Below are 14,785 nucleotides of genomic sequence, written 5' to 3' on the forward strand. Positions count from 1 at the left end.
CGCGTCACGCCGGGTGCCCTCAGAGCCAGCCGCGCCGCCGGAAGAACACCGCCAGCCCGATGATCGAGACCGCCATCACGGCGAGCACGATGTAGTAGCCGTAGGTGCTGTGCAGCTCGGGCATGTTGTCGAAGTTCATGCCGTAGATCGCGCCGATGGTCGTCGGCACCGCGAACATGGCCACGGCGGCGGAGATGCGGCGCATGTCCTGGTTGTCGGCCAGCGAGACCCGGGTCAGCGCGGCCTGGATGATGGCGCCGAGCACCTCGTCCAGGGCGGTGGTCGACTCGCGGGCCGCGGTCAGGTGGTCGGAGACCTCGCGGAAGTAGGCGCGGGCCTGCTCGGGCACGTTGGGCAGCCTCGGCTCGGGTTGGGCCAGGCGCTGCAGCGGCGCCGCCAGCGGGGTCAGGCAGCGCTTGAACTCGATCAGCTCGCGCTTGAGGTGGTAGACGCCGTCGACGTCGGGCCGCACCCCGGGCGCGAACACGGCCTCCTCGACGAGCTCGACGTCCTGCTCGATCTCGGTGACGGTCTCGGTGAAGTCGTCGACCACGTGGTCGAGGATCCGGTACAGCACCCGCCACGGGCCCTCGGCAAGCACCTCCGGCTGCGCCTCGAGGTCGCGCCGGATCGCGTTCATGAACGGACGCCCCCCGCGGCGGGCGGTCAGCACGAACCACGGCCCGACGTAGGCCATGACTTGGCCCGTGGACACGATCTCGGAGGTGTCGTCGACCGAGGCGTGCGCGACGTAGTCGACGGTCGAGATCACCATGAACAGGGCGTCGTCGAAGACCTCCAGCTTGGAGCGGGTGTGCCCCTCGACGGCGTCCTCGGCGGCGAGCTCGTGCAGGCCGAACAGCTGCTGGAAGGTGGCCATCGTGACGTCGTCGGGGTCCTTCAGCCCGCACCAGACGAAGCCCTGCCCGGTCCGGGCGCGCTCGGCGGCGATGTTGAGGTCGACCTCCTCGCGCTCCCGGCCGTCGACGTACCAGTGCCACCCGACGCGGGGGCGCGCCGGGTCCTCGCGCGGCAGGGCCAGGCGCTGCCGCATGTCCTCCCAGTCGTGGACGGTCATCGGCCCAGCAGGCCGGCCATCCACTCCTCGACGGCGTCCGCCTCGCGCGGGAACGCCGAGGACAGGACCCTGGCCTCCCCGTCGGTGATCACGATGTCGTCCTCGATCCGGACGCCGATGCCGCGCAGCTCCTCGGGCACGAGGAGGTCGGTCGACTTGAAGTACAGGCCGGGCTCCACGGTGATGCACATGCCGGGCTTGAGGGTGCCATCGCGGTAGAACTCCTTGCGGGCCTGCGCGCAGTCGTGGACGTCGATGCCCAGGTGGTGGGAGGTGCCGTGCACCATCCACCGGCGGTGCTGGCCGCCGGTGACGGGGTCGAGGGACTCCTCGACCGAGACGGGCAGGATGCCCCAGGCGTGCAGGTGCTCGGCGATGACCCGGATCGAGGCGTCGTGCACCTCGTGGAAGGTCGCCCCCGCGCGGGCCGCGTCGATGCCCGCCTGCTGGGCGGCCAGCACGGCCTCGTAGACCTTGCGCTGGGCCGGCGTGAACGTGCCGTCGATCGGCAGGGTTCGGGTGACGTCGGCGGTGTACAGCGTGTCGACCTCGACGCCCATGTCGAGCAGGATGAGGTCGCCGTCGCGCAGGTCGCCGTCGTTGCGGATCCAGTGCAGGGTGTTGGCGTGGTCGCCGGACGCGCAGATGCTGCCGTAGCCCACGTCGTTGCCGAGGTGGCGGGCGTGCAGCGCGAAGACCCCCTCGCACCACCGCTCGCCCCGGCCCTTGGCCACGGCGGTGGGGAAGTCGGTGATGACCGCGTCGAAGCCGACCTTGGTGGCGTCCACGGCGAGCTGCATCTGCTCGAGCTCGAAGTCGTCCTTGATCAGGCGCAGCTCCGAGAGCATGACCGCGAACTCCTCGTCGGTGCACGGGTCGAAGTCGACCTCGTTGGTGCGCCGCAGCTCGTCCAGCAGCTGGGTGATCCGGTCGTCCACGCCGCGCACCACGCGGGTGGGGATGCGGTCGGTGTTGGTCGACAGCGCTGCCGGCAGCTCGCTGATCGCCTCGCACGGCAGGCCGGTCATGGCCTGCATCTCCTCCAGCGACTCGCGCTGGCCCACCCACATCTCGCCGTAGCGGGCGTCGGCGTAGAACTCGGGGTCGGTGCGGGGGGCGCGCGGCTTGAAGTACAGGGTGGCGACGTGGCCGGCGTCCTCGACCTCGTCACCGTCGCCCTCGGTGAAGACCGGCTCGAAGACCAGCACGGCGTCCGGCTCGCGGTCGGCGCCCAGGCCGGTGAGGTGGGCGAAGGCCGAGTGCGGGCGGAACGGGTGGTCGGTGTCGTTGCTGCGCACCTTCAGCCCGCCGGCGGGGACGACCAGGCGCTCACCGGGGTAGGCGGCGCTCACGGCGTCGCGGCGCGGCTGGGTGTGCTCGGCCGCGGCCAGGCGGGCCGGCAGCTCGGTGGAGTAGGGCGCCCACTCCTCGGGGATGAACGCGACGAACGCGTCGGAGAACGGCACCTGCCGGTTGGGCAGCTTGGTTTCCTTCTGCTTCATGGGGTCCCCTTCGGGTAGCGCGCACAGACCCCACCCACTGTACGCGCCCGCCGGCCCTCAGCTGTTCCAGCGAAGGACGGCCCACGACTCCTTCTCGCGGCCGAGGATCGACACCGACGCCGTCTCGACGGGGAACGCCTGCCCGAAGATGAGCGGGAAGTCGAGCCAGCACAGCGCCAGCACACGCGAGGCGTGGCCGTGCCCGAAGCAGATCGCCTTCTCCACGCCCGAGTCCCGCACCCGCCGGACGACCCGGCTGAGCCGTTCGCGCACCTCGTCGTGGGTCTCGCCGCCGGGGACGCCGTTGAACCACAGCCGCCAGCCGGGGTGGTGGTTGGTGCGGATCTGCTGGCTGGTGAGCCCCTCGTACTCGCCGTAGTTCCACTCGGCCAGGTCGTCGCAGACCTCGGCGTCGGGGAAGCCCGCGAGCGCGGCGGTCTTGCGCGCCCGCAGCCGGGGGCTGGTCAGCACGAGCCCGAACTCGGCCGGGTCGATCTTGGCGCGCAGGGCGCGGGCCTGGTCGACGCCGGCCTCGGTGAGGTCGAGGTCGGTGTAGGACGTGTGCTGGCCGGACCGGCTCCACTCGGTCTCCCCGTGCCGGACGAGGTACAGGATCGTCATGGCACCATCCTGACACCCGGGGTCCGGGGGCCGCTGCGATAGGGTGCAATGCACGCTCAAGCCAGGAGGAATCCCATGAAGGCTGCCGCTGAGGCGCAGCGCCGGTTGCTCGACCTACAGGCCAGCGACACCGCCATCGCGCAGCTGGACCACAAGCGCAACACCCTCCCCGAGACCACCGAGGCCCGCAGCCTGCAGGCCGAGCGCGCCCGGGCGGCCGAGCACGTGATCGCGGCCGAGACGGTCGTCTCCGACCTCGAGGCCGAGCAGGCCAAGGCCGAGTCCGACCTGGTGCCGGTGCGCGAGCGCCTGGCCCGCGACGAGCGCCGCGTCAACGACGGGTCGGTCGCCGACCCCAAGGCCCTGCAGGGCCTGCTCGACGAGATCGAGCACCTCAAGAAGCGCATCGTCGACCTGGAGGACGCGCAGCTCGAGGCGATGGAGCGCCTCGAGGAGGCGCGCGCGGTCGCCGAGCACGCCGTGGACGCCAAGGGCGCCATCGAGGAGCGCATGCGCGCGGTGCTGAAGGTGCGCGAGGGCAAGCTCGGCGAGATCGCCTCCGAGCGCGGCCAGCGCGAGATCGAGCGCGACGCCATCGCCGCGGCCGTCCCCGCCGACCTGCTGGCGCTCTACACCCGCGTGGCCGAGAAGTCCGGCGGCGTGGGCGCCGCCCTGCTGCGCCAGGGCCGCTGCGGCGGTTGCCAACTCGAGGCGACCTCGGCCGACCTGAACCGCTACCGGGCCGCCGACGACGACGAGGTGCTGCGCTGCGAGGAGTGCAACCGCATCCTCGTGCGGACGTCCGAGTCGGGGCTCTGACGCGATGCCCTCGGTCCACCTCAGCGCCCGCGGCGTCCCCGAGCCCATCCGCGCCGGACTCGACGCCCTGCACGAGCGGCTGGAGGTGCCCGACGGGTTCTCGGCCGACGTGGTCGCCGAGGCCTAGGCCGCGGCGTCCGGGGTCGTGCTGCCCGAGCGCGACCTGACCGACGTGCCGTTCGTCACCATCGACCCGCCCGGCTCGACCGACCTCGACCAGGCGCTGTACATCGAGCGTGACGGCGACGGCTACCGCGTGCTGTACGCCCAGGCACCTGGCCATGCTGTACGCCTGCACGACCCTGTTCCGCGGGGCCGGCTACGTCTCCTTCGACGGGGAGGCGGCCGAGCAGCCGCTGCACGGCGCGATGAACGCGGCCTACGCCCACGCGACCGCGCCGCTGCGCCGCCTCGTGGACCGCTACGTCGGCGCGCTGTGCGAGGCGCTGTGCGCGGGCGACCCGGTGCCGGAGTGGATCCGCGCCGAGCTCGACGAGCCGCCCAAGACCATGCAGCAGGCCACCCAGCGCTCGAACGCCTACGAGCGCGGGCTGCTCGACCTGGTCGAGGCGCTGGTGCTGGCCCCGCACGTGGGGGAGTCCTTCCAGGGCGTCGTCACCGATTGGGAGGCCGAGGACGACCGCGGCGAGATTCAGCTGGCCGAGCCGGCTGTCGCCGCGCGGCTCACCGGGCGCAAGGCCGAGCTCGGCTCCGAGGTGGAGGCCGAACTGGTGACCGCCGACGTCGTCACCGGTCGGGTCGAGTTCCGGGTGCGCTGAGCCGCCACGCCGTGGCGTAGAATGGCTGGCTGGACGAGTCGGCCGGGTGATCGCTGCGGGAAACCGTTGAGGAAAGTCCGGACTCCACAGGGCAGGGTGGTGGGTAACGCCCACCCGGGGTGACCCGCGGGACAGTGCCACAGAAAGCAAACCGCCCCCTCGGGGGTAAGGGTGAAAGGGTGGGGTAAGAGCCCACCGCGTCGGTGGTGACATCGACGGCACGGCAAACCCCACCCGGAGCAAGACCAAGAAGGGCTTCGGCCCGCGGATGCCGTTCGAGCGCTGCCCGCGCGAGGCGTCCGGGTAGGTTGCACGGCGTCGGCGCAAGCCGGCGTCGGAGGCCCCCGGCGACGGGGGTCACAGATGGATGATCACCCGCCTTCGGGCGACAGAATCCGGCTTACAGGCCGGCTCGTCCCTCATCCCTCCGGGCGTCAGAACCCGGCGAGCCCCCGCAGCAGCGCGGACGCCTCGGCGTCGGTGCGCAGCGGCGTGCCGTCGAGGGCGACGATGTCGCACACGCCGCGTCCGGCGGACAGCAGCCAGGCCGCCTCGGCGCCGACGAGGTCGGCGGGGGTGAGCAGGCGGTCGACCACGGTGGTGCCGCGGGCGGCGAGCGCGGCGCGGACGGCGGCTATGGTCACCGAGTCGAGGATGCCGGTGCCCTCCACCGGGGTGGTGGCGTAGACGCCGTCGACGAGGGCGAGCAGGCCCGAGCGCGGCCCCTCGAGGCAGTAGCCGTCGGCCGAGGTGAACAGCACGTCGTCGACCCCGCGGCGGCGGGCCTCGCGGGCCACGGCCACGTTCACGGCGTAGGACAGCGACTTCACCCCGCCCAGCAGCCACGGGGCGTCGGCGAAGGCGTCGGCACGGCGTCCGGTCGTGAGGGTGACCAGCCGCAGCGGCGGGCAGGGCGTCGTGTCGGACGCTGTGATCGTCAGGAACGACGCACCCGGCTCGGCGGGGGCGTGCTCCTGCCCGCGGGTGGCGATGAGCTTGACCCCGGCCTCGCCCGGGGCGTCCCAGGCCGCCACGGCGTCCGCGATGAGGCCGCGCCAGGCGGCCAGGTCGGGGGCGGCCATGCCCATGAGCGCGTGCGAGCGCTCGAAGCGGGCGAGGTGCTCGTCGAGGAACTCGACGCGGGCGCCTGTGGCGTCGACGACCACGCGCGCGGCGTCGAAGACCCCGTCGCCGCGGTTGATGCCGAGGTCGTCGGCGCCGACCACGGCGGTGTCCGGGGCCACGACCCCGACGCCGAGCACCGCCACGAGCTGGGTCATGCCGCGAACTCCTCCGGGGGGAGGGTGAGGATCTCGACGCCGTCCTCGGTCACGGCGACGGTGTGCTCCCACTGGGCGACGCGGGAGAGGTCGTTGGTCACGACCGTCCAGTCGTCGTCCCACACGTGCGAGCTGGGGTCGCCCAGGGCGAGCATCGGCTCGATGGTGAAGGTCATGCCCGGCTCCATCACGTCGCGGTAGACCTCGTTGTCGTAGTGCAGGATCACCAGCCCCGAGTGGAACGCGCTGTGCACGCCGTGGCCGGTGTACTCACGCACGACGCCGTAGCCGAAGCGCTTGGCGTACATCTCGATCACGCGGCCGATCACGTTGGTCTCGCGCCCGGGCTTCACGGCGCGGATGCCGCGCATCATCGCCTCATGGGTGCGCTCGCTCAGCAGGCGGGACTCCTCGTCCACGTCGCCGCAGTAGAAGGTGCCGCAGTTGTCGCCGTGCACGCCGTTCTTGAAGGCGGTGACGTCGATCTTGACCAGGTCGCCGTCCTCGAGCGGGCGGGCGTCGGGGATGCCGTGGCAGATCACCTCGTTGACCGAGGTGCAGATCGCCTTGGGGAAGCCCCGGTAGCCGAGCGCGCTCGGGTAGGCGCCGTGGTCGAGCATGTACTCGTGGGCCACGGCGTCCAGCTCGTCGGTGGTGACGCCCGGCGCGATCGCCGCGGCGGCGGTGTACATGGCCCCCGACGCGATCCGGGACGCCTCGCGCATCAGCTCGATCGTCTCCGGCGTCTGCACGTGCGACCCGGTGTAGCGGTCCGGGGCGGGTCGATCGACGTAGTGGGGACGGATGATCGAGGCCGGCACCGGACGGCGCGCGGAGACGGCATGAGGCTTGATGGGAGTCACGCGCCGATCATAGTGTGGGGCTGCACGGCGCAGATCGGGAGGCGGCAACGATGACCCACGACACCGAGTGGTACTACAACCTGGTCACCGGCCAGGTGGAGCAGTACGAGGGCGGCAAGGCCGTCGACCGCCTCGGTCCCTACGCCACGCGGCAGGAGGCCGAGCAGGCCCTCGCCCGCGCGGAGGAGCGCAACGAGGCGTGGGAGAACGACCCGCGCTACGCCGACGAGGACGACGAGGACGCCGACGGCGACGGTGAGGACGACTGGGGCACCTCGGCGTTCGACACCTTCAAGCCCTGAGGACCCGTAACCCGCACGTAACACCCCGTGGGGCAGGATGGCCCCATGGACAAGCAGACTGATTTCGTCCTGCGCACGATGGAGGAGCGGGACGTCCGGTTCGTGCGTCTCTGGTTCACCGACGTGCTCGGGTTCCTGAAGTCCGTGGCGATCGCCCCGGCCGAGCTCGAGGGCGCGCTCAGCGAGGGCATCGGCTTCGACGGGTCGTCGATCCAGGGCTTCGCGCGCGTCTACGAGTCCGACATGGTCGCGCACCCCGACCCCTCGACGTTCCAGATGCTGCCCTGGCGCGGCGCCGCCGGCGGCACCGCCCGCCTGTTCTGCGACATCGGCCTGCCCGACGGCTCGCGCTCCTACGCCGACCCGCGCGGCGTGCTGAAGCGCGCGATGAAGAAGGCCGCCGACCTCGGCTTCACCTTCTACGTGCACCCCGAGATCGAGTTCTACCTGTTCAAGCGGCCCCTGGTGCCCGGCGTCGAGCCGACCCCGGTCGACACCAGCGGCTACTTCGACCACACCACCGACACCGCCGGCACCGACTTCCGCCGGATGACGATCGACATGCTCGAGCAGATGGGCATCTCGGTGGAGTTCAGCCACCACGAGGGCGGCCCCGGCCAGCAGGAGATCGACCTGCGCTACGCCGACGCGCTCACGATGGCCGACAACATCATGACGTTCCGTGTGGTGGTGAAGGAGGTGGCGGTCATGCAGAACCTGTTCGCCTCCTTCATGCCCAAGCCGCTGGCCGAGCACCCGGGTTCGGGCATGCACAGCCACGTGTCCCTGTTCGAGGGCGACACCAACGCGTTCTACGACGCGTCGGGGGAGTACCACCTCAGCAAGACGGGCCGGCAGTTCGTCGCGGGCCTGCTCCACCACGCCTCCGAGCTGAGCGCCGTGCTGAACCCGTGGGTGAACTCCTACAAGCGCCTGGCCGCCGGCGGCGAGGCCCCCGCCCACATCACGTGGGGCCAGAACAACCGGTCGGCGATGGTCCGCATCCCGATGTTCAAGCCGTCGAAGGCCAGCTCGGCGCGCGTCGAGATCCGCTCGCTGGACAGCTCGGTCAACCCCTACCTCGCGTACGCCCTGATCCTGGCCGCCGGCCTGTCGGGGATCGAGAAGGAGATGGAGCTGCCCGACCCGGCCGAGGACGATGTCTGGTCGCTCACCTCCAAGCAGCGGGACGCCCTCGGCATCAGGCCGCTGCCCAACAGCCTCGACGCGGCGGTGCGCGCCATGGAGACCAGCGAGCTGGTGGCCGAGACGCTCGGCGAGCACGTGTTCGACTTCGTCCTGCGCAACAAGCGGGCCGAGTGGGCCGAGTACAGCCGGCAGGTCACGCCCCTGGAGTTCAGCAAGCTGCTGCCGTCGCTCTGACGCCGCGGTTTGGGACGCCGCGGAGGACGCCCCCGCGGTGTGTCAGTGTGTGTCAATCGTGAACACGCTCTTCGCCCCCTTCCAGCCCGACGCCCACGGCGTCCCGCTGACCGACGTCGTCATCCGGACGGCCTGCCGGGACGACCTGCCGTTCACCGCCGGTCTGGCCGCCCAGCGCGAGGGCGCGGGCGTGGCCGAGTGGACGGCGATCCACGGCCGCCAGTTCGAGGACGACAAGCGCGTGCTGCTGGTCGCCGAGCACGAGGACGAGGTGATCGGCTACGCCTGGCTGGCGTGGCTGACCCCGGTCGCCGACGGCGGCCGCAACGCCCCCGACGGCTGGTACCTCTCCGGCGTGGTCGTGGCCCCGGCGTTCCGCCGACGCGGCGTCGGACGCCGACTCACCCAGGCGCGCGTGGAGTGGGTCCTCGAGCGCGGGGAACCGGCGTTCTACGCCGTCAGCGGCTCCAACCGGGCCTCCCGCGCCCTGCACGCCGAGCTGGGCTTCCGCGAGCTGACCGACGACTTCACCCTCCCCGGGGTGGTGTTCGGACGCGGCGACGGGATCCTCTGCCGCGTCGACGCACGACCGGACGCCGAGGTCATCGACCTTGCCAGCCGCCGCTGAGCCTCACCCGGCCAGGTCCGCCACCAACGCACCCAGGTGCCCGCCGATGTCGGCGTGCGCCCCGCTGGCGCTGACCCGGTGGGCCGCCACGGCGTCCGGCCAGGTGAGGCGCCCGCTCGCGAGCGCCAGCCACGTGGCGGGGTCGGTCTCGACGACGTTGGGCGGGGTGCCGCGCGTGTGCGCGCTGGCCTGGCCCGGGACGCCGACCTGCACGGCGGCGAACGGGGGCACGCGCACCTCGACGAGCTTGCCCGGGAAGAGCACCTCCAGCTGGCCCAGGGTGGCCCGCACGGCCGCGGCCAGCTCGCTGCGCCCGACCTGGGCGCCGGCGGCCACGGCGGCCGCGGTCGCGGAGGCGGCCGCGAGGGCCGCCCGGTCGGGGCGCCTCATCGGCGCGCGGTCGGCTCGGGGGAGGCCTGCGACGGCGGGGCGTACTGGCCGATGCCGCCGGGCACCGGCAGGCGCCGGTCGGCGAGCACGACCAACTGGCCGTCGGCCAGGCCGCTGATGACCTCGACCTTGCCCTGGCCGGTGCGACCGGTCACCACGGTGACGGTGTCGGCGGTCTGGTCCATCGCGGCGCCGACGACCTCGACGGTGCCGGTGGTGTCGGTGACCTTGGTGACCGCCGAGGAGGGGATCGTGAGCACGTCGGCGGCCTGCGCCAGCGTGAGCGTCACGTCGGCCCACGAGCCGGGGCGCAGGGTCTGGTCGGGGTCGTCGGTGATGACGGTGGTCTCGTAGCGAGGCGACCCGCTCGCACCCGGCAGCACGCTGACGCTGGTGACCTGGCCGTCCAGGGTGGCGGGGCTGGCGAGCTGGCCGACCCGCGCGGTGACTCCCGGGGCGACGAGCGCGCGCACGGCGAGGGGGACCTCGACGGTCACGCGGGCCGCGCCCTCGCCGACGACGGTGGCCGACCGACCGCGCGAGCTCTCGCCCACGGCGAAGTCGAGCGCGCCGACGACCCCGGAGGTCGGGCTGGTCAGGGTCGCCGCGGCCAGGTCTGCCTCGGCGGACTCGAGCTGCTGGCGGGCCTGCAGCAGGCGGGCCCGGTCGTTGGCGATCGTCGCGTCGGTGACCATGCCGCCGAACGAGGCCGCCATCTGGGCCTCGAGGTCGGCCTGTGCCTTGCGGATCGCGTCCTCGGCGGCGGCGCGGGCCGCGGCCTCGACCTGCTGCTGGGCGGCAGCCATGGCCTCCTGCAGCTGGGCCTGCGCCTTGGCCATCGCCGCGGTCGCGGCCTGCGTCTGCGCGGCCAGGCCCTGGGCCGCGGCGCCGATCGCCATGCCGGCGCGGCCCTCGGCCTGCGCGAGCCCGACCATCGCGTCGGAGCACGCCTGCACCTGGTCGGCCATCCCGACCAGCTTGTCCAGCCGCTCGTCGAGGTCCACGTCGGGCAGCCGCGGCAGGCCCGGCACGCTGGGGCTCGGGGTCGCGCTCGGGCGCGGCGTCGGCTCGTCGGACGCCGTGGGCTGCGGCGAGCCGGGGTTCGGGTCGGGCGAGCCCGGGGGCTCGGGGGAGGGCGTCGCGCTCGGGGTGGCGCTCGGCTCGGGGCCGACTGTGGGCTCGGGGCTGGCGGACGGCTCCGGAATGGGGCTCGGCGTTGGGGTGGCGGAGCCCGTCGGGGTGGCGGTGGGCGAGGTGGTCGGCAGTGCCGTGGGCAGCGCGGTCGGGAGGGGGCTGGGCAGGGACTCGCGGAGGTCCCGCAGGCGCTGCAGGGCCGAGAAGACCGGCGTGCACTGGGTCTGCTGGCGCTCGACGGCCGTCTGGAGGTCGGCGAGCGAGGCGTTGAGCTCGGTCAGGTACGCGGGTGCCTGGCCGCCACCGGGCATTCCGCCGCCGGGGGCGCCGCCGCCGGGGAGGCCACCCGGGAAGCCGCCGGTGGGCAGGCCGCCCGTGCCGCCGAAGCCACCCGAACCACCCGGCATCGACGGCAGCCCGCCTAGCGCTCCGCCGAGGCCGGCGGGCAGGCTCGAACCGCCGGAGCGCTGGGCCGCGAGGTCGGCGTCCAGCTGCGCCTCGGCCTGGGCGAGCTGGGCGCGCGCCTGCAGGACGGACAGCCGGAGCGGGGCGGGGTCGATGCTCACGATCTGCTGGCCGGCGGTGACCTGGTCACCGACCTTCACGTGCACGGCGGTGACCATGCCGTCGCTGCGGTACTCCAGGGTGGCCTGGCCGTCGCGCTCGACGGGGCCCACAAGGGAAATGGTCTGGGTGATCGCCCCGCGCGCGGCGGGGGCGGTCACGTAGGCGGCCTCGGCGGCGCGGGGCTGCAGGGCCCAGACGACCAGGCCGAGCACGACGGCCCCGACGGCCGCGACGATCCATCCGGCGCGCTTCATCACTCGCTCCTCAGGGCGTCGATCGGGGGCAGGTTCGCCGCCCGGGCCGCGGGGTAGGTGCCCGCGATGAGCCCGATGCCGAGCGAGACGGCCAGCGCCAGCAGGGTGGCGGGCAGGGACACGGTGACCTGGAGGTCCAGCAGCGGGGTCAGGATGGCGGCACCGGCGACCCCGAGCGCGACGCCGAGGGCGCCGCCGAGGAGGCCGAGGATGCCGGCCTCGACGAGGAACTGCCGGCGGATCAGGGCCGGGGTGGCGCCGAGGGCCTTGCGCAGGCCGATCTCGCGGACGCGCTCGGAGACCGACACCAGCATGATGTTCATGACGCCGATGCCGCCGACCACGAGGGAGATCGCTGCCAGGCCGGCGAGCAGGGTGGTCAGGACCGCGGTCATGGAGTTCATAGCCGTCAGGAGGGCCTGGAACGTCATGATCGAGAAGTCCTGGTCGGCCGAGGTCGTGGCGTGGTTGACCGTCAGGGCACGGGTGATCTGCTGGTGGGCCGACGAGATTGAGGCGTCGTCGCGCGCGGCGACGTAGATCGCCTGCAGCGAGCGCGCCGATGCCGGCGGCACCAGGCGCTGGGCGACGGTGGTCATGGGCATGACGACGGTGTCGTCGTCGTTGGTCATCGAGCTGGCCCCGACCGACTCCAGGACCCCGACGACCAGGAACGTCTGCCCGCTGATCACGACCTCCTGGCCGACTGCGGGGCTGTCGGCGAACAGGTTGCCCGCGGTGGTTGGGCCGAGCACGACCACCTGCGCGGCCGAGGCCTGCTCCACCTGCGTGAAGAACCGGCCGTCCATGAGCCCGCGCGCCCGTACGACCGGCCAGTCGACCGTGGTGCCGGTGACCTGGGAGGACCAGTCCTTGGTGCCGTACTGGACGCTGGCGCGCGTGCCCATCATCGGGGCCACGCCGGCCACGTCGGGGGCGACGGCCGGGTCGGCGATGGTCTCGGCGTCCTCGAGCGTCAGCGACTGGATGCCGGCCGTGCGCTGGCCGGACGCCGATGCCGATCCGGGCATCACGATGAGCAGGTTGGAGCCGAGCTTGTTGATCTCGGCGGTGATCTGGTGGCGGGCGCCCTCGCCGAGCCCGACGGTCAGCATGACCGCGGCGATGCCGATGAGGATGCCGAGCATGGTCAGCAGCGAGCGCATCCGGCGGCCGAGCAGCGCCTCGACCGCGGTGCGGAACGTCTCGGACCAGCTCATGCGCCCACCCCGGCACCCTCCGACAACAGGCCGTCGGTGATGCGGACGACCCGGCGGGCCTCCTGCGCCACGTCGGCCTCGTGGGTGATGAGCACGATCGTGCGGCCGGCGGCGTGCAGCTCGTGGAACAGGCCGAGCACGTCGCGGGTGGAGACCGAGTCGAGGTTGCCCGTCGGCTCGTCGGCGAGGATCAGCGCCGGGTCCGTGACGAGGGCCCGGGCGACGGAGACGCGCTGCTGCTGGCCGCCAGAGAGCTCCCCGGGGCGGTGGTCTACGCGCTCGGCGAGGCCGACGCGACCGAGGGCGTCCAGGGCCCGCTCGCGGCGCTCGGCGCGGGGCACCCCGGCGTACACCAGCGGCAGCTCGACGTTGCGCAGGGCGGTCATGGAGGGGAGCAGGTTGAACTGCTGGAAGACGAAGCCGATCCGCCGGTTGCGGACGTCGGCGAGCTCGGCCTCGGTCATGCGGCTCACGTCGACGCCGCTGAGCTCGTAGGTGCCGGCGGAGGGCACGTCGAGGCAGCCGAGGATGTGCATCAGCGTCGACTTGCCCGAGCCCGAGGGGCCCATGATCGCCACGAAGTCGCCCTCGGCGACCTCGAGGTCGACCCCGCGCAGCGCCTCGACGGCGACCACCCCGGTGTCGTAGGTCTTGCGGACGCCGGTCATCCGCAGCAGGGCGCTCATCGCTCGGGCGTGGCGGTCGGGTCGGGGGAGACGATCGAGCCGCCGGGGCCGAATTGCGGACGCGGGGGCGGGGTGACCACGACGCTGCGGCGGGCGAGCACCTCGTCGCCCTCGTCCAGGCCGGCGGTGATCTCGATGCGGTCGCCGAAGCGGCGCCCGGTGGTCACCTCGACCGAGGTCACCGTGCCGCCGACCTGGCGCCGCACGGCGGGCTGGCCGTTGGTGATCCAGATCGCCTCGCCGGGGAGGGTCAGCACGCCGCGGACCGTGCCGGTGGTCACGACGGCGTCGGCGTTGGAGCCGGAGAAGAGGGTGGCGGAGGGGTCGGTGATGCGGAGGGTCACCGGGAAGGTGGCGGCCTGCCCCGAGGCTGCGTTGGCGACGATGCCGACGGTGTCGACCACGGCGCTCACGTGCTGAGAGGTGCCGGTGGGGGTGACGATGGCCTCCTGGCCGGCCTGGAGCTGGGGCAGGTCGGCCGTGCCGACCTCGGCCTCGAGCTTCCAGGCGTCGGGCACGACGACCACGATGTTGGCCCCCGTCGCCGTCGCGCCGTTGCCGCTCGTCGAGCCGCCGGTCATGCCGGACAGGCCGGGGATGCCCGAGAGGCCGGACATGCCGCCCAGACCGGGCAGCGAGGCCCCGCCGACGGAGCCCCCGGCGCCGGAGACCTGGTCGCCCACCTCGACGTTGACCGCGGCGACCACGCCCGCCAGGGGGGAGGTCAGGATCGCGTCGGCCAGCCGGTCGCGGGCCTGCGCCACGGCGGCGTCGGCCGACTCGACGGCCGCCCGGGCGGCCGCGACCTGCGCCGAGGTGGCGCGGTCGGCGTCGCGGGCGGTCTGCAGCTGGGCGCGGGCCGCGGTGGCCTGCGCCTCGGCGAGGCTGAGGGCGTTGCGCAGGTCGCGGTCACCGACCGTGGCGAGCTGCTGGTCGACCGTCACCGTGTCGCCGACCTTCACGTCGATCGTGCGGACGGTGCCGGGGACGGCGAAGGACACGTTGGCCTGCTGCTGGGGGGCGAGCACGCCGGCCAGGGAGACGGTGGTCGTCTCGTCGGTGCGGGTGGCCCGGACCACGTCGGTCGTCGGGCCCGCGGGCGTGCGGGAGGCGTTCCAGAGGACCACGCCGGCGACGAGGGCGATGGCCAGGAGGACGGCCCCGATCACGAGCACCCAGCGGCGGCGCGACCACGGCGTGCGCGCGCGGGGCTTGTTCATCGGGACTCCTCGAGCAGGGGACGGCACCCTCCAGAGTAGTCGGCGCCCGCCACGGGCCC

16 protein-coding genes and 1 other RNA gene are annotated in these 14,785 nt (G+C 73.2%); 7 read left to right on the top strand and 10 right to left on the bottom strand.

Annotation, left to right across the window (positions count from 1 at the left end; genetic code table 11):
* Positions 1–19 precede the first annotated feature (19 nt).
* The 3 genes from H5397_RS01250 to H5397_RS01260 are packed head-to-tail and all read right to left on the bottom strand — an operon-like array spanning position 20 to position 3,201.
* A complete protein-coding gene (locus tag H5397_RS01250; RefSeq protein ID WP_182814481.1) occupies positions 20–1,078 on the bottom strand; it encodes a magnesium and cobalt transport protein CorA in 1,059 nt (352 codons plus the stop codon).
* Positions 1,075–2,580, bottom strand: coding sequence for an aminopeptidase P family protein (locus tag H5397_RS01255; protein ID WP_182814482.1), 1,506 nt, complete (start codon positions 2,578–2,580; stop codon positions 1,075–1,077). The genes H5397_RS01250 and H5397_RS01255 overlap by 4 nt, the downstream gene beginning before the upstream one ends.
* A 57-nt stretch (positions 2,581–2,637) precedes the next feature.
* Positions 2,638–3,201 carry a histidine phosphatase family protein gene (locus H5397_RS01260; protein ID WP_182814483.1) on the bottom strand — a complete coding sequence of 188 codons (564 nt, stop codon included), beginning with the start codon at positions 3,199–3,201 and terminating at the stop codon, positions 2,638–2,640.
* Positions 3,202–3,276: 75 nt separating this feature from the next.
* On the opposite strand from H5397_RS01260, the gene H5397_RS01265 reads away from it, so the two are divergent.
* The 4 genes from H5397_RS01265 (at position 3,277) to rnpB (ending at position 5,218) form a co-directional block, all read left to right on the top strand.
* On the top strand, positions 3,277–4,020 hold the full coding sequence (locus H5397_RS01265) for a zinc ribbon domain-containing protein (protein WP_182814484.1): 744 nt from the start codon (positions 3,277–3,279) through the stop codon (positions 4,018–4,020).
* A 4-nt stretch (positions 4,021–4,024) separates the two neighbouring features.
* Positions 4,025–4,147 carry a hypothetical protein gene (locus H5397_RS17845; protein ID WP_255438497.1) on the top strand — a complete coding sequence of 41 codons (123 nt, stop codon included), beginning with the start codon at positions 4,025–4,027 and terminating at the stop codon, positions 4,145–4,147.
* A gap of 154 nt (positions 4,148–4,301) precedes the next feature.
* Positions 4,302–4,799 carry a hypothetical protein gene (locus tag H5397_RS01270; protein ID WP_182814485.1) on the top strand — a complete coding sequence of 166 codons (498 nt, stop codon included), beginning with the start codon at positions 4,302–4,304 and terminating at the stop codon, positions 4,797–4,799.
* 34 nt (positions 4,800–4,833) lie between these two features.
* Positions 4,834–5,218: RNase P RNA component class A (gene rnpB, locus H5397_RS01275), an RNA gene on the top strand.
* A 15-nt stretch (positions 5,219–5,233) separates the two neighbouring features.
* On the opposite strand, the gene H5397_RS01280 is transcribed toward rnpB, so the two are convergent.
* Positions 5,234–6,079 (bottom strand): aminodeoxychorismate lyase, encoded by an 846-nt coding sequence (locus H5397_RS01280; RefSeq protein ID WP_182814486.1) that lies wholly within the window; start codon positions 6,077–6,079, stop codon positions 5,234–5,236.
* Positions 6,076–6,942, bottom strand: a complete 867-nt coding sequence (gene map, locus H5397_RS01285; RefSeq protein WP_182814487.1) for a type I methionyl aminopeptidase — start codon at positions 6,940–6,942, stop codon at positions 6,076–6,078. Before map ends, H5397_RS01280 begins: the two co-directional genes overlap by 4 nt.
* Positions 6,943–6,992: 50 nt before the next feature.
* Here map and H5397_RS01290 point away from each other — a divergent pair, with 50 nt between their 5' ends.
* The 3 genes from H5397_RS01290 to H5397_RS01300 are packed head-to-tail and all read left to right on the top strand — an operon-like array spanning position 6,993 to position 9,255.
* Positions 6,993–7,244 (top strand): hypothetical protein, encoded by a 252-nt coding sequence (locus tag H5397_RS01290; RefSeq protein WP_182814488.1) that lies wholly within the window; start codon positions 6,993–6,995, stop codon positions 7,242–7,244.
* A gap of 45 nt (positions 7,245–7,289) precedes the next feature.
* Positions 7,290–8,627 (top strand): glutamine synthetase family protein, encoded by a 1,338-nt coding sequence (locus tag H5397_RS01295; RefSeq protein ID WP_182814489.1) that lies wholly within the window; start codon positions 7,290–7,292, stop codon positions 8,625–8,627.
* Positions 8,628–8,685: 58 nt separating this feature from the next.
* Positions 8,686–9,255: a GNAT family N-acetyltransferase gene (locus H5397_RS01300; RefSeq protein ID WP_182814490.1), complete on the top strand. Its 570-nt coding sequence runs from the start codon at positions 8,686–8,688 to the stop codon at positions 9,253–9,255.
* Between the two features lie 3 nt (positions 9,256–9,258).
* Here H5397_RS01300 and H5397_RS01305 read toward each other — a convergent pair whose 3' ends face one another.
* Genes H5397_RS01305 through H5397_RS01325 form a run of 5 tightly spaced genes read right to left on the bottom strand, consistent with a single transcriptional unit; the run spans position 9,259 to position 14,726 of the window.
* Complete coding sequence (locus tag H5397_RS01305; RefSeq protein WP_182814491.1) at positions 9,259–9,645, bottom strand: sterol carrier family protein; 387 nt, start codon at positions 9,643–9,645, stop codon at positions 9,259–9,261.
* On the bottom strand, positions 9,642–11,600 hold the full coding sequence (locus H5397_RS01310) for a biotin/lipoyl-binding protein (RefSeq protein ID WP_182814492.1): 1,959 nt from the start codon (positions 11,598–11,600) through the stop codon (positions 9,642–9,644). The genes H5397_RS01305 and H5397_RS01310 overlap by 4 nt, the downstream gene beginning before the upstream one ends.
* Entirely contained in the window at positions 11,600–12,820 is a 1,221-nt protein-coding gene (locus tag H5397_RS01315) for an ABC transporter permease (RefSeq protein WP_182814493.1), read from the bottom strand. Before H5397_RS01315 ends, H5397_RS01310 begins: the two co-directional genes overlap by 1 nt.
* Positions 12,817–13,506, bottom strand: a complete 690-nt coding sequence (locus H5397_RS01320; RefSeq protein WP_305071988.1) for an ABC transporter ATP-binding protein — start codon at positions 13,504–13,506, stop codon at positions 12,817–12,819. Before H5397_RS01320 ends, H5397_RS01315 begins: the two co-directional genes overlap by 4 nt.
* Complete coding sequence (locus H5397_RS01325) at positions 13,503–14,726, bottom strand: efflux RND transporter periplasmic adaptor subunit (protein ID WP_182814494.1); 1,224 nt, start codon at positions 14,724–14,726, stop codon at positions 13,503–13,505. Before H5397_RS01325 ends, H5397_RS01320 begins: the two co-directional genes overlap by 4 nt.
* Positions 14,727–14,785: the final 59 nt, after the last annotated feature.

The sequence above is a fragment of the Propioniciclava sp. MC1683 genome, from assembly GCF_014164675.1.
In the GTDB taxonomy this organism is placed as follows: Bacteria; Actinomycetota; Actinomycetes; order Propionibacteriales; family Propionibacteriaceae; genus Propioniciclava.